The sequence below is a fragment of the Streptococcus constellatus subsp. constellatus genome (assembly GCF_023167545.1).
GTDB lineage: Bacteria > Bacillota > Bacilli > Lactobacillales > Streptococcaceae > Streptococcus > Streptococcus constellatus.
On record NZ_AP014647.1, the window covers coordinates 169,337 to 181,764 of the forward strand.

Here is a 12,428-nt window from a genome sequence, read left to right on the forward strand (position 1 = left end):
TCTAAAATTCATCCATAAGAGCCTCAAATGCTGTTTTGTAACCTAAGCATTTTCTTGGACGGTGATTTATAGCAAGTAAAGCATTTACTAACGATTCATCAGTAATGTCGGTTAGATTAGTCCTCTTAGGAAAATATTCTCTAAGCAATCCATTTGAATTTTCATTACTTCCTCTTTGCCAAGATGAATAAGCGTCCGCAAAGTAAAAGTCTATTCCTAAAGCTTCCACTTGAGGATAACAAGCAAATTCTTTTCCTCTGTCTGATGTAAATGTTTTTAAAAAGTTCTTAGGAAAAATCTTCTGAAGTGTTTCTATGACTGAAAACATTGACCTAGCTGATCGGTCAGGTATTTTAAATGCCAGATAAAAACGTGTTTTTCGCTCTACAAATGTAGCCAAGCATCCTTTGCTTTTCCCTCTGGAAGAAACCATGGTATCTAATTCCCAATGACCGAAACTTTGCCTACTCTTCACTTCTTTAGGTCGTTTGGAAATAGGTTTACCAATAATGAATTTCCCTCTCGTCTCATGGGGTTCACGTATTTTACCTTTTCGTCTTAACGTCTCTACACTCACTTCGAGTTGGCCATTATATATCCAATTATAAATCGTTTTAAACGATACGATTGGCTTATTTTCGTACTGATAACGCCCATGAATCTGCTCGGGTGACCAGGATGCTTTTAAATGACGTTCTATATTTTTCTTCATCAGTGAAGTACATGCAGTTTTCCTTCCCTTAAGTCTAGATAATTCCTCATATTGCCTTTGTGCTTCTTCGGCAGAATATTTATTTGGACACCGTTTGATTTCTCGGCTAATTGATGAACGGTGAAAACCTAACTTAGTTGCAATATAGGACTGATTAAAACCTGCTTCAAGATATGCTTCTATCTTTAGCCGATCAATTATGGTAATATGTAAGTAGCTCATAGGATCTCCTCGTGTCTGTTTGTGTGCTTACTTACAGTTTACACGATTTGAGAACCTATGGGTTTTTTGTTGCACTATATTTTACAATTTATCATATCATAAAAACTGCAAAATGTAAAGCGCTTTCACATATAAAATGTCCACATTCTTGTTCTTTTTTTGATAATTTAGAAAAATCAAAAAATAGTTTATAGATAAATTACAGAACCTAAAAAGAATGAAAATGCTAATATTAGAAATCAAATGAAAACTACAAATAAATTTTATGATAAGGCATAGTACTTTTAGTAATGAATCTTTCTGTAATGTATGGGAGCTATCGTGAAAAAAGTTTGAAAAAACAAAAAGTGGTTTCTTTTACTATGCTGAAATCAGTTGCAATTTTAAGAGAGAAAGTATATAATAGATATGTTGAAAGGTGATTTGTAGCGACTCAAGTTACTCTTTTCACATAAAAATTTTTTTGATTTTCATAAGGAGGAAATCACGAATGGTAGTTAAAGTTGGTATTAACGGTTTCGGTCGTATTGGTCGTCTTGCATTCCGTCGTATCCAAAACGTAGAAGGTGTTGAAGTTACTCGTATCAACGACCTTACAGATCCAGTAATGCTTGCACACTTGTTGAAATATGACACAACTCAAGGTCGTTTCGACGGTACTGTGGAAGTTAAAGAAGGTGGATTCGAAGTTAACGGTAAATTCGTTAAGGTTTCTGCTGAACGTGACCCAGAACAAATCGATTGGGCTACTGATGGTGTAGAAATCGTTTTGGAAGCAACTGGTTTCTTTGCTAAGAAAGATGCTGCTGAAAAACACCTTAAAGGTGGTGCTAAGAAAGTTGTTATCACTGCTCCTGGTGGAAGTGACGTTAAAACAATTGTATTTAACACTAACCACGATGTTCTTGATGGTACTGAAACAGTTATCTCTGGTGCTTCATGTACTACAAACTGCTTGGCTCCAATGGCTAAAGCACTTCAAGACAACTTCGGTATCGTTGAAGGTTTGATGACTACTATCCACGCTTACACTGGTGACCAAATGATCCTTGACGGTCCACATCGTAAAGGTGATCTTCGCCGTGCTCGTGCTGGTGCTGCAAATATCGTTCCTAACTCAACTGGTGCTGCTAAAGCTATCGGTCTTGTTATTCCAGAATTGAACGGTAAACTTGATGGTTCAGCTCAACGTGTTCCAACTCCAACTGGATCAGTTACTGAATTGGTTGCTGTTCTTGAAAAGAACGTTACTGTTGATGAAGTAAATGCAGCTATGAAAGCAGCAGCTAATGAATCATACGGTTATACTGAAGATCCAATCGTTTCTTCAGATATCGTAGGTATGTCATTCGGTTCGTTGTTTGATGCAACTCAAACTAAAGTTCTTGACGTTGATGGAAAACAATTGGTGAAAGTTGTATCTTGGTATGATAACGAAATGTCATACACTGCACAACTTGTACGTACTCTTGAATACTTTGCAAAAATCGCTAAATAATTCATTAGTATATAGAGAAGAGAGGTTTGCCCTCTCTTTTTTGTTGTTATTTGAAAACCGTATATAATTACTCCGATTATGATTTGCTCCACGAAAAAAAGAACTTGAATCTAAATAGATTTAAGTTCTTTTTATATCTATGTAAGAATTCTGTTATAAAGTATCTTCATCTGGTGTTAAAATCATTGGAATAATGATAGGCTCACGCTCTGTATTTTCATATAAAAATGGTCGAAGAGCATTTACAATAGCTCCATTGACAGACTGGATGCTGGCATCTTTATTTTTCAATGCGATACGTATCGCATTGAAAAGAATACGTTGGCTATGACGGATCAGTTCACCTGATTCCCGCATATAGATGAAACCGCGACTGAGAATGTCAGGACCGGCTAAGATCATCTTCGATTTAAAGTCAACGGTAGCGACTGCAAGGACGACGCCATCTTCGGAAAGGTCACGTCTGTCACGGAGGACTGCAGCACCAATTTCTCCGATACGATTGCCATCGACATAAATATCTTGTGCATTGAAACTTCCGGCAATGCGAGCAGAATTAGCAGTTAAGGCTAAAACGTCTCCATTACTCATGATAAAGATATTGTCTTTAGGCACTCCAGTATCCATTGCAAGTCCCGCATGCACTTTTTGCATACGGTATTCACCATGGACTGGCATGAAATACTTCGGTTTTATCAAACGAAGCATAAGTTTTTGTTCTTGCTGTCCACCGTGTCCGGAAGTATGAATATTGTTGATTTTACCGTGGATAACATCAACACCAGCTTCTGAAATGGTGTTGATAAGCTTATTGACACTAGTAGTATTTCCTGGGATAGGACTAGAAGAGAAAATCACTGTATCACCTGGTTGAAGCTGTACTTGACGATGTGTTCCATTGGCGATACGTGAAAGAGCCGCCATTGGCTCTCCTTGGCTTCCTGTACACATGATAAGTATTTCGCCAGCAGGATAATCTTTAATCTCATTTGGCTCGATGAAAGTACCTTTAGGCGCCTTGATGTAGCCAAGTTCAATTCCATTGGCGATGGCTTTCTCCATTGAACGACCAAAAACTGCAATTTTCCGTCCTGTTTTGACGGCCGCATCAGTAGCCTGTTGTAGGCGGAAAATATTGGAAGCAAAGGAAGCAAAAATAATCCGTCCATGGATGTTTTCAATGATTTTCATAATAGACTGACCGACCACTTTTTCCGAATTTGTAAAAGTCGGAATTTCTGCATTGGTTGAGTCAGAAAGAAGAACTAGAACCCCATCCTCGCCAAGAGCTGCCATTCGATGCAAATCCGCTGGTTCTCCAACGGGTGTAAGGTCAAACTTGAAGTCACCTGTACATACAACTTTCCCTTGAGGTGTGTGAATGACAATTCCTAACGGCTCTGGAATAGAGTGGGTTGTGCGGAAGAAAGTTGCTTTTAAATGTTTAAATTGAAGTTCAGTGTTTTGATTGATCTCATAGAGCTTAGCATCACGTAAAAGACCGTGTTCTTCTAGTTTCCCGCGGATAAGTGCTAGAGCAAGTGGTCCTGCATAAATCGGAACATTGGCTTGTTTGAGTAGGAAAGGAATCCCACCGATATGGTCTTCATGTCCATGAGTAATCAGAACACCTTTGATACGGTCAACGTTTTCTACGATATAGGAATAATCAGGAATAACATAATCAATCCCTAAAAGGTCATCTTCAGGAAATTTGATACCAGCGTCAACGATGATAATTTCATCTTTGTATTCAATTCCGTAGGTATTTTTTCCAATTTCTCCTAAGCCACCAATGGCAAATACACCGACTTCTTCGGGTTTTAAAGTATAAGACATGGTTTAGAGCTCCGTAATTGTAAAGTTGCCTGATTCTTTTTCATATTCTAAATGTTTATCAGACAAGCGTGTGATAAATTCGACATTGTAAGGCGTTTTTTCTTCAACGAGTTTACGCGCTTTAATGCGTCCTTCTAATTCATCCTTAGCGTCAATATCCAAGTAAAGCGACTGTGTATTTTCGCGTCGTGGATTGCGCTCTTTTGTTTCTTGATAAAAAACTTTGTAAATCATTTAATTTCCTTTCTCATTCATAATCAATCTACCAGAAAATAGCCACCTTATTTTCAAGGGCGGTCTTCATCTATTTAATTTTCCGGGTAATAAATTGATTTTGATACGTTACAATTATAATCATTATATCATAAAAAGCTGATTTAGTAAAAGAAAGAAGTTGGAAAATCTAGGAAAATGATTTTCACAAGGTCTTATTTTTTTGGAAATCATATTGAGGAAATCCGTATTTTTTGTAGTATAATAGAAACTAGATTATCACGAAGGAAATATAAAAATGAAAATTTTAGCTTTTGATAGCTCTAGTAAAGCATTGGCAATTGCGATTTTAGAGGATGAACAGTTGCTTGCTGAGATGACAATAAATATTAAAAAAAATCATAGCATTACATTGATGCCAGCAATTGATTTTCTCATGGAAAGTTTGGATTTAAAACCAACGGACCTAGAACGCATTGTGGTTGCAGAAGGTCCGGGTAGTTATACAGGTTTGCGGATTGCTGTAGCAACAGCTAAAACACTGGCTCATACCCTTAAGATTGGCTTGGTTGGAGTTTCTAGCTTACGGATTCTGGTACCAGAAAGTATTGATGGCTTGGTTATTCCTCTCATGGATGCTAGACGCAATAATGTTTATGCTGGTTTTTATAAAAATGGTAGGATCGTTCAGCCAGAAGCTCATTTATCTTTTGAAGAGGTCTTGGAAAAAGCCAAGCCTGATTCTCAAGTAACCTTTGTAGGAGAAGTTGAAAATTTCACAGAGCAGATTCAAGCTGTTCTGCCAAATGCTCTTATCAAAGGAACTCTGCCAGATACTATACTTCTTGCAAAAATCGGGTTGCACTTGCCAGTTTGCTCTATCCATGACTTCGTTCCTAAGTATCTCAAGAGAGTGGAAGCGGAGGAAAATTGGTTGAAAAACCATGAAGAAACGAAAGATTCTTACATCAAACGCTTATGATTGAGATTAAAAAAGATGAAAAAAAGCAGACCGTTGATTTGACAGAGCGGATTTATCAGGTATTGAAAGACGTGTATGCAGTCAGTCCGTGGAGTATGGAACAAATAGAGAAAGATTTACAACATCCTTTGTCGAGCTATATTTTAGCTCTAGAGGGTCAAAATTTAATTGGTTTTCTGGCTTTTCAGGAGTCAGATTTTGAAGCGGAAGTTTTGCAAATTGCGGTTAAGAAGGCTTATCAAGGTAAGAAAATTGCGACCGCTTTGTTTGAACATCTGCCAATTAACAAAGAGATTTTCCTTGAAGTGAGGGAGTCCAATAAGCCAGCTCTGCTATTCTACAAAAAAGAAAGATTTGAAGAAATCGCGCGGCGGAAGGCCTATTACCATGCGCCAGTGGAAGACGCGATCGTCATGAAAAGGGAGAACTATGGAAGATAGATATATTTTAGCTTTTGAAACGTCTTGTGATGAGACCAGCGTGGCGGTTCTGAAGAATGAGACTGAGCTTTTGAGCAATGTCATTGCCAGCCAGATTGAGAGTCATAAGCGTTTCGGCGGCGTGGTACCGGAAGTGGCCAGTCGCCACCATGTGGAAACTATCACGGCTTGCATTGAGGAAGCCTTGGCAGAAGCAGGCATTATCGAGCAAGATGTGACAGCCGTAGCTGTGACCTATGGACCTGGTTTGGTGGGGGCTCTTTTGGTTGGATTGGCGGCTGCCAAGTCCTTTGCGTGGGCACATCATTTACCACTTATTCCTGTCAATCACATGGCGGGACATCTAATGGCTGCTCAGAATGTCGAGAACTTAGAATATCCTCTTTTAGCACTACTAGTCAGCGGAGGGCATACAGAGTTGGTTTATGTTAGCGAAGCCGGTGATTATCAGATTGTAGGGGAAACACGTGATGACGCGGTCGGAGAAGCCTATGATAAAGTTGGTCGTGTGATGGGTTTGACTTATCCAGCAGGGCGTGAGATAGATGAATTGGCCCATAAAGGACGGGATATTTATGATTTTCCGCGGGCTATGATCAAGGAAGACAATCTAGAATTTTCATTTTCTGGTCTCAAATCAGCCTTTATTAATCTACATCATAATGCCAAGCAAAAAGGTGAGTTTCTTTCCAAGGAAGATCTGGCAGCTAGTTTTCAAGCTGCTGTTTTAGATATTCTCATGGCAAAGACAAAGAAGGCTTTGGATAAATATCCTGTCAAGACCTTGGTGGTTGCGGGTGGTGTTGCAGCTAATCAAGGCTTACGTGAACGTTTAGCAGCTGAAATAACAGATATTAAAGTTATCATACCGCCTTTGCGTCTCTGTGGGGACAATGCAGGAATGATTGCTTATGCCAGTGTCAGTGAGTGGAACAACGCCAATCTTGCAACATTAAATCTGAATGCCAAGCCAAGTCTGGCGTTTGAGACAATGGAAGAATAAGAATGATAGGAAAAAATTTTAAGGCTGGTGTTAAGGCAGCCGTGCCAACAGCTCTGGGTTATATTAGTATTGGGTTAGCCTGTGGCATTATTGGTGCTTCTTATGTCACTCCTCTTGAAATGGCACTGATGAGTATTCTTGTCTATGCAGGAAGTGCTCAGTTTGCTATGCTAGCGCTTCTCGCCATCCATGCACCGGTGACAGCTATTGTTCTGACAGTCTTTTTGATCAATTTGCGTCTATTTTTGCTGGGACTTCACACATCTACTTTTTTTCGACATGCAAGTCTATGGCAAAATATCGGTATCGGAATCCTTTTGACAGATGAAACATATGGCGTTTTACTAAGTGAGCACGTTCATACAAAGGATATTTCGCTTCAATGGATGTATGGAAATAATATAACAAGCTACCTTGCTTGGATGATAGGAACGGTGGTCGGAACGACATTAGGAAGTCTTTTGCCAAATCCAGAAGTGTTTGGCTTAGACTTTGCGCTTGTGGGCATGTTTATTGGTATTTTTTCTTCCCAATTTTTAGTGATGCTACATAAAACAAAACTTCAAAAACTAATCGTAATTTTGGTTGTGGTAGCTTTATCGTTCTATGCTTTAAGTATGCTTGTTTCTTCGTCTTTAGCTGTTCTAATGTCGACCTTATTAGGCTGTGCTGTGGGGGTAATGCTAGATGATAAATAATTATATTTTTGCTGCCATTCTTTTCTCAGCTTTGGTGACATGGTTATCCCGAATTACTCCATTTATATTGGTGAAATATCGTGGTTTGCCTAAGATTGTAGAACGGTTTTTACAGTATTTACCAATTTCTATTATTTTTGCTTTAATTTTATCCAGCATTACAAATGGGAAGATAGGGCAGTTTCCAACCTTCAAATGGCTAGATTTAATAGCTGTTTTTCCAACAATTTATGTTGCTTTTCGCTATCGTAACTTAGTGGTGACCGTGATTTTTGGTGTGATATTGGTAGCTGGTCTGCGATTTATGTTTTTATGATGTGATGGAGAACCTTTATGATTGATAAAATGGAACTAGGTGAATTTTATAGAGAATTACGGGTAGCAAGAGGTGTGAAGCAAAATGAAGTTGCGTGTGAAGGACTGACAGCCTCACAGCTTTCTAAGTTTGAGTTAGGGCAATCTATGCTGTCGGCAGATAAATTATTTCTTGCCATTGAAGGAATCAATATGACATTTGCAGAGTTTGCATATAAACTCAATAGTTATCAAGAATCTCAACATGTTCAATTGGGACATCAAGTTGTTGATTTATTTGTTCATCAGGATAAAGACGGCTTGGAGGATCTGCTTCACAAAGTTCAAGAAAAAGTATCCTCTCAACAATATATCCGTCTGAATAAAATTGTGATTCAAAATGCCTTGCACTCCTTGGATTCTAGTTATATTTTAAAAGAAGAAGATAAGCAATTTATAACAGCTTATCTTTTTGCCATTGATTCATGGACTTGGTTTGAGCTCTATCTTTTCTGTAATGCTATGCCCTTTTTGGAGAATCAAGATTTAATTTTTCTTTCAACAAGTTTGATGGAGAAATCTAAGGAATTTAAAGAGTTAGTCTATAATCAAATTTATATGAAAAGTTGTTTCTTAAATGTCATTTCAGAAATGATGGAACGTGAACTCTATCAATACATCAGCATTTTTGAAAGTGAGCTAGAAAAGTTGCTGACACCCTACGATGTCTTTGAAAAATTACTTTTGCAATTTTTAAGAAAAATCAATATCTATCTTCAGACAGGAGGAGAAAATCAAAAAGAGATTGAAGATTTCATTCAATCTCTGAAAGTACTGGATAATCCGCAGTTAATAGCATTATTAACTTTGAAATTACAGCAATATGAAAAATTATTAAAAACAGAAGATAACAGGACAGAAAATAATAATATCCATGATAATAGTGAATAGAATGGCGATAAATTTGCGTTTGCTCATTTGGGATCTCCTTTTTAAAAAGTAGTATACTCTAAAAATTCAGAAAATTGCAAGAATTGCAAATTAGAAAGTTTATAGAATAAAAATGTCAAATATGCGATTTTAAAGAAATGGTGAATTTTAATGATATACTAGTCACATTAAGCATTAAATGATAAGAAAGAGTTGCAAGAAAAAATCAAAAGAATATTCATAACACGTTCTTATCGAGATAAACATCATTTATTAGTTTTTCAAAGTGAAAATAATCGGCAAGATGTTTTTGATTTTGGAATTGGGACATTGGGAATTTATTGGACATTATTGGGGAATAAATTCCCGTTTGAAATACACTTGGAGGAATGAAATTGAATATTTTTCTTTCAAATCGAAACTTTAGGCAACTTTCAATAAATGAATGGATTTCTACATTTGGTGATACAGTTTTTTACTTAGCGTTTATCAATTATGTATCTTCTTATGCTTTTGCACCTCTTGCGATTCTTATGATTACAACATCTGAAACATTGCCGCAAATTATGCAGATATTCACAGGAGTTGTAGCGGATTTTCAAAAGAATCGGATTGGAAAGTACTCTGTTTTGATGTTTGTTAAGTTTGTCCTGTACGCAACTGTAGCATTGATACTGGTCGGGACAAAATTTTCACTTGTTTCTGTTTTTCTTATTTGCCTCATCAATTTTGTATCGGATACGATTGGTTATTTTTCAAGTGCTATGATAACGCCTATTTATGTAAAAATTATTAACAATGATATGACATCTGCGTTAGGTTTTAAGCAAGCGACAGCAAATTTAGTTCGTGTCTTTGGTAATCTAAGCGGAGGCGCTTTGATTGGTTTTATCAATATTGGGATGTTTGCTGGGATGAACGCCTTAACTTTTTTATTTGCGTTTTTTGGTATCTTATTGATTAGAACAAATCTTGTTCGTTTTGAAGAACAGATTGAAATTACGCAGGCTTTAGATAGCAAAAATTTTTGGAAACATTTGCTGGATTCTTTAAAGATTTTAGGAAGCCTTGGAAATATTATTAAACTGATTGGGATTTTATCCATCAATCAAGCTGTCATAAATGTAACGATTCCTGTGACGACGCTTTTGTTAATAAAGTATCCTTTCGCTGGTTTAGAAACTGGTCAATCCATAGCTATCTTAACAACAGTTGAATTGATTGGTATAGTGTGCGGTAATTTCCTAAGTGGCAATGTGATGAAAAAAATGTCAACAAAAACAAGTGTTTATCTTAGCCAAGTGATGGAATTCGTGATTTTAGTCGGATTTTTGAACAATAATTTTCTAGTTGTCTTACTTGCTGCTTTTTTCAATACATTTTCAATTGGAATACTAAGCCCTCGTCTTCAACAATCTGTTTTTAGATTAGTACCGGAGCAATCAATGGGTGCTGTACAGTCTGGGATTAGTATGCTCAGTATTGTTTTACCAGGAATTTTATCTATAGTACTTGTTGGGATAGCAAGTAGTCTGGGGATAGTATATGTTGCTGTATCATTAGGAGTTCTATTATTTTTAGGAATGTTTTTAGTTTATTCAATAAAGAATATTGCTGAATAGAAATTAAAGTGAGGCATCATTTAGACAATCTGTGACTTTCATCTATCAAATAAACATTCTGCTTTGGAAATGATTTGCAATCAATTACTAAAGTAGAATTTTTTTGGTAAAAATACCATTCAGGATTTTGATGAATTTTTTTGATGGAGATTTGATAGAATAAAGGAGATACAAAATTAAATACAACCTTTCAATTGTTAGAAGAACAGGATTTAGCACAAATAACGGGCGGAAATCTAGCAAAAATCACTCCTGGCGGTGGTCCGGGTGCCCCTTATGGAACCTCCCGGCATCTATATGGGATGGGGAAATTCTGGTGGTAACGGTGCTTGGGGCTGGGTTGGTCAGCTAGCACCTGCTTTTTCAAAGAAAAGACCATAATGTGATGTTATAAAAGATAGAGGGAGGATGCTCTATGTGGAAGAAGACAATAGGATATTATGTATGCATAGGCTGTATTTGCCTATCTTATTATTCTGGTTTAGGGCTTCTGTTTCATTTAGACTTCGTTAGAAGTTTATCAGATGCTTGGTATTATTTTTGGCTAGCAATTGCTACAGCTTGCCATGTGGCTTTATTGACTTTTGTCATTTATAAACATAAAGAAAAATTGATTATCGTTAAACCGCAATTCAAATGGTCTTATATAGGTTATAGTGTAGCAGGTTTCGTTATGAATTTGCTGTGGAATGCATTGGCGACACTGATCTTTCCGCATGGACAAAATCAAAATGCCATCAATGAAGTTTTGCAATCAATAAGAGGTGCTGCTTTATTTTGGGGGATGTGGATTATTCTGGGTATTCTGACCCCCATTTGGGAAGAATTGATTTATCGAGGCGTTGTCATGACAGCCTTAAAGAGATTTCAAAGGTTCCGTTTGGATTTAGTCGTTTCTGCTAGTCTATTTAGTATGGGTCATATTGTGCAGTTTGGCTGGTCAACGACAGATTTTATCTTATATTTTGTTCCCGGGCTCATTTTAGGTTGGGTCTTTAGGAAAACAAATAGGATCTACTATAGCATGGCAACTCATGTTGCATGGAATAGCTTTCTTGCTCTCTTATATACTCTTTCACAAAGATAGTTTCTCCCAGCTATCTTTTTTTGATAAATATTTTAAAAATGTGTTGACTATGACCTTAGGTCAGGGTGTATAATCATCATTGTAAGGAGGAAATCATGTATCAAATCAAAGAAGCTGCGCAGCTTTCTGGTATTTCTGTTAAAACGTTGCATCACTACGATAAAATTGGACTTTTGATTCCGCAAAAGTCTGAAAACGGGTATCGCGTTTATAGTGAGTCAGATTTGGAGCGGTTGCAAATTATTTTATTTTACAAATATCTTGGATTTTCTTTAAAGGAAATAGCAGAGCTGCTAAGTCAGCAAGAGCAGGAATTATTGCCTCACTTGAACAAACAATTGCAGTTTTTGCAGCAGGAAAGGAAACATTTAGATACCTTGATTTCTACCTTACAAAAGACAATTCAAGCGCAAAAAGGAGAAAGAAAAATGACAACACAAGAAAAATTTGTTGGATTTACCTATCAAGATCATCAAAACTATCGCGACCAAGCTGTCGAAAAATATGGGCAAGCTGTTATAGATGAAGCGGCAAGCAGACAAGCAGGTCAAGAGGAGCAAGCAACGGAAGCCTTTAATCAAGTATTCCGAAATTTGGCAGAAAATCTACAAGTAGGTTTGAAAGTAGATGCAGCAGAAAATCAAGTGCAAGCAGCTAATCTTTTACAGGCTATCCGAACTTATGGTTTTGATTGCTCGTTGGAAGTTTTTGCTTCTATCGGAAAAGGCTATGTGGCAAATCTTGAGTTTAAAGAGAATATTGATAAATTTGGTTCAGGTACAGCTCAGTACGCTGCAGAAGTGATTGCGGCTTATGTTCGAACCAATGCGGAATAAATGAGTCTGAGACAAAATAGTTCTCAGTCACAAAAAAGCTAGAGATTCCCAA

13 protein-coding genes are annotated in these 12,428 nt (G+C 37.1%); 10 read left to right on the forward strand and 3 right to left on the reverse strand.

Features of this window, described 5'->3' with window-relative positions; translation table 11 throughout:
* Nucleotide 1: 1 nt before the first annotated feature.
* Entirely contained in the window at nt 2-934 is a 933-nt protein-coding gene (locus SCSC_RS00915; RefSeq protein WP_115342901.1) for an IS30 family transposase, read from the reverse strand.
* Nucleotides 935-1,424: 490 nt separating this feature from the next.
* Here SCSC_RS00915 and gap point away from each other — a divergent pair, with 490 nt between their 5' ends.
* Complete coding sequence (gene gap, locus SCSC_RS00920) at nt 1,425-2,432, forward strand: type I glyceraldehyde-3-phosphate dehydrogenase (protein WP_003070973.1); 1,008 nt, start codon at nt 1,425-1,427, stop codon at nt 2,430-2,432.
* 153 nt (nt 2,433-2,585) lie between these two features.
* On the opposite strand, the gene rnjA is transcribed toward gap, so the two are convergent.
* Both rnjA and SCSC_RS00930 read right to left on the reverse strand, forming a co-directional pair.
* The gene (rnjA, locus tag SCSC_RS00925) at nt 2,586-4,271 is read right to left on the reverse strand and encodes a ribonuclease J1 (RefSeq protein ID WP_003070971.1); all 1,686 of its coding nucleotides are present in this window, start codon (nt 4,269-4,271) and stop codon (nt 2,586-2,588) included.
* A 3-nt stretch (nt 4,272-4,274) separates the two neighbouring features.
* Nucleotides 4,275-4,505, reverse strand: a complete 231-nt coding sequence (locus SCSC_RS00930; RefSeq protein ID WP_003070969.1) for a DNA-dependent RNA polymerase subunit epsilon — start codon at nt 4,503-4,505, stop codon at nt 4,275-4,277.
* Between the two features lie 277 nt (nt 4,506-4,782).
* Here SCSC_RS00930 and tsaB point away from each other — a divergent pair, with 277 nt between their 5' ends.
* From tsaB to SCSC_RS00975, 9 genes are all read left to right on the forward strand, one after another.
* A complete protein-coding gene (tsaB, locus tag SCSC_RS00935) occupies nt 4,783-5,466 on the forward strand; it encodes a tRNA (adenosine(37)-N6)-threonylcarbamoyltransferase complex dimerization subunit type 1 TsaB (RefSeq protein ID WP_006269957.1) in 684 nt (227 codons plus the stop codon).
* Entirely contained in the window at nt 5,463-5,906 is a 444-nt protein-coding gene (rimI, locus tag SCSC_RS00940) for a ribosomal protein S18-alanine N-acetyltransferase (protein WP_006269968.1), read from the forward strand. The genes tsaB and rimI overlap by 4 nt, the downstream gene beginning before the upstream one ends.
* Nucleotides 5,896-6,909: a tRNA (adenosine(37)-N6)-threonylcarbamoyltransferase complex transferase subunit TsaD gene (gene tsaD / locus SCSC_RS00945; RefSeq protein WP_006269960.1), complete on the forward strand. Its 1,014-nt coding sequence runs from the start codon at nt 5,896-5,898 to the stop codon at nt 6,907-6,909. Before rimI ends, tsaD begins: the two co-directional genes overlap by 11 nt.
* Nucleotides 6,910-6,911: 2 nt before the next feature.
* Nucleotides 6,912-7,607 (forward strand): AzlC family ABC transporter permease, encoded by a 696-nt coding sequence (locus tag SCSC_RS00950; protein ID WP_006269959.1) that lies wholly within the window; start codon nt 6,912-6,914, stop codon nt 7,605-7,607.
* A complete protein-coding gene (locus tag SCSC_RS00955; protein ID WP_006269964.1) occupies nt 7,597-7,923 on the forward strand; it encodes an AzlD domain-containing protein in 327 nt (108 codons plus the stop codon). The genes SCSC_RS00950 and SCSC_RS00955 overlap by 11 nt, the downstream gene beginning before the upstream one ends.
* 17 nt (nt 7,924-7,940) lie before the next feature.
* Nucleotides 7,941-8,852: a helix-turn-helix domain-containing protein gene (locus SCSC_RS00960; protein ID WP_006269967.1), complete on the forward strand. Its 912-nt coding sequence runs from the start codon at nt 7,941-7,943 to the stop codon at nt 8,850-8,852.
* 374 nt (nt 8,853-9,226) lie between these two features.
* A complete protein-coding gene (locus tag SCSC_RS00965; RefSeq protein WP_006269963.1) occupies nt 9,227-10,453 on the forward strand; it encodes an MFS transporter in 1,227 nt (408 codons plus the stop codon).
* A gap of 415 nt (nt 10,454-10,868) precedes the next feature.
* Entirely contained in the window at nt 10,869-11,540 is a 672-nt protein-coding gene (locus SCSC_RS00970; protein WP_006269965.1) for a CPBP family intramembrane glutamic endopeptidase, read from the forward strand.
* Nucleotides 11,541-11,635: 95 nt separating this feature from the next.
* Nucleotides 11,636-12,376, forward strand: coding sequence for a MerR family transcriptional regulator (locus tag SCSC_RS00975; protein ID WP_006269961.1), 741 nt, complete (start codon nt 11,636-11,638; stop codon nt 12,374-12,376).
* Nucleotides 12,377-12,428: the final 52 nt, after the last annotated feature.

Excerpts from the sequence above, each read along its gene's own strand:
- SCSC_RS00915 (WP_115342901.1), bottom strand. The coding sequence starts at position 934 with ATGAGCTACTTACATATTACCATAATTGATCGGCTAAAGATAGAAGCA.
- gap (WP_003070973.1), top strand. The coding sequence starts at position 1,425 with ATGGTAGTTAAAGTTGGTATTAACGGTTTCGGTCGTATTGGTCGTCTT.
- rnjA (WP_003070971.1), bottom strand. The coding sequence starts at position 4,271 with ATGTCTTATACTTTAAAACCCGAAGAAGTCGGTGTATTTGCCATTGGT.
- SCSC_RS00930 (WP_003070969.1), bottom strand. The coding sequence starts at position 4,505 with ATGATTTACAAAGTTTTTTATCAAGAAACAAAAGAGCGCAATCCACGA.
- tsaB (WP_006269957.1), top strand. The coding sequence starts at position 4,783 with ATGAAAATTTTAGCTTTTGATAGCTCTAGTAAAGCATTGGCAATTGCG.
- rimI (WP_006269968.1), top strand. The coding sequence starts at position 5,463 with ATGATTGAGATTAAAAAAGATGAAAAAAAGCAGACCGTTGATTTGACA.
- tsaD (WP_006269960.1), top strand. The coding sequence starts at position 5,896 with ATGGAAGATAGATATATTTTAGCTTTTGAAACGTCTTGTGATGAGACC.
- SCSC_RS00950 (WP_006269959.1), top strand. The coding sequence starts at position 6,912 with ATGATAGGAAAAAATTTTAAGGCTGGTGTTAAGGCAGCCGTGCCAACA.
- SCSC_RS00955 (WP_006269964.1), top strand. The coding sequence starts at position 7,597 with ATGATAAATAATTATATTTTTGCTGCCATTCTTTTCTCAGCTTTGGTG.
- SCSC_RS00960 (WP_006269967.1), top strand. The coding sequence starts at position 7,941 with ATGATTGATAAAATGGAACTAGGTGAATTTTATAGAGAATTACGGGTA.
- SCSC_RS00970 (WP_006269965.1), top strand. The coding sequence starts at position 10,869 with ATGTGGAAGAAGACAATAGGATATTATGTATGCATAGGCTGTATTTGC.
- SCSC_RS00975 (WP_006269961.1), top strand. The coding sequence starts at position 11,636 with ATGTATCAAATCAAAGAAGCTGCGCAGCTTTCTGGTATTTCTGTTAAA.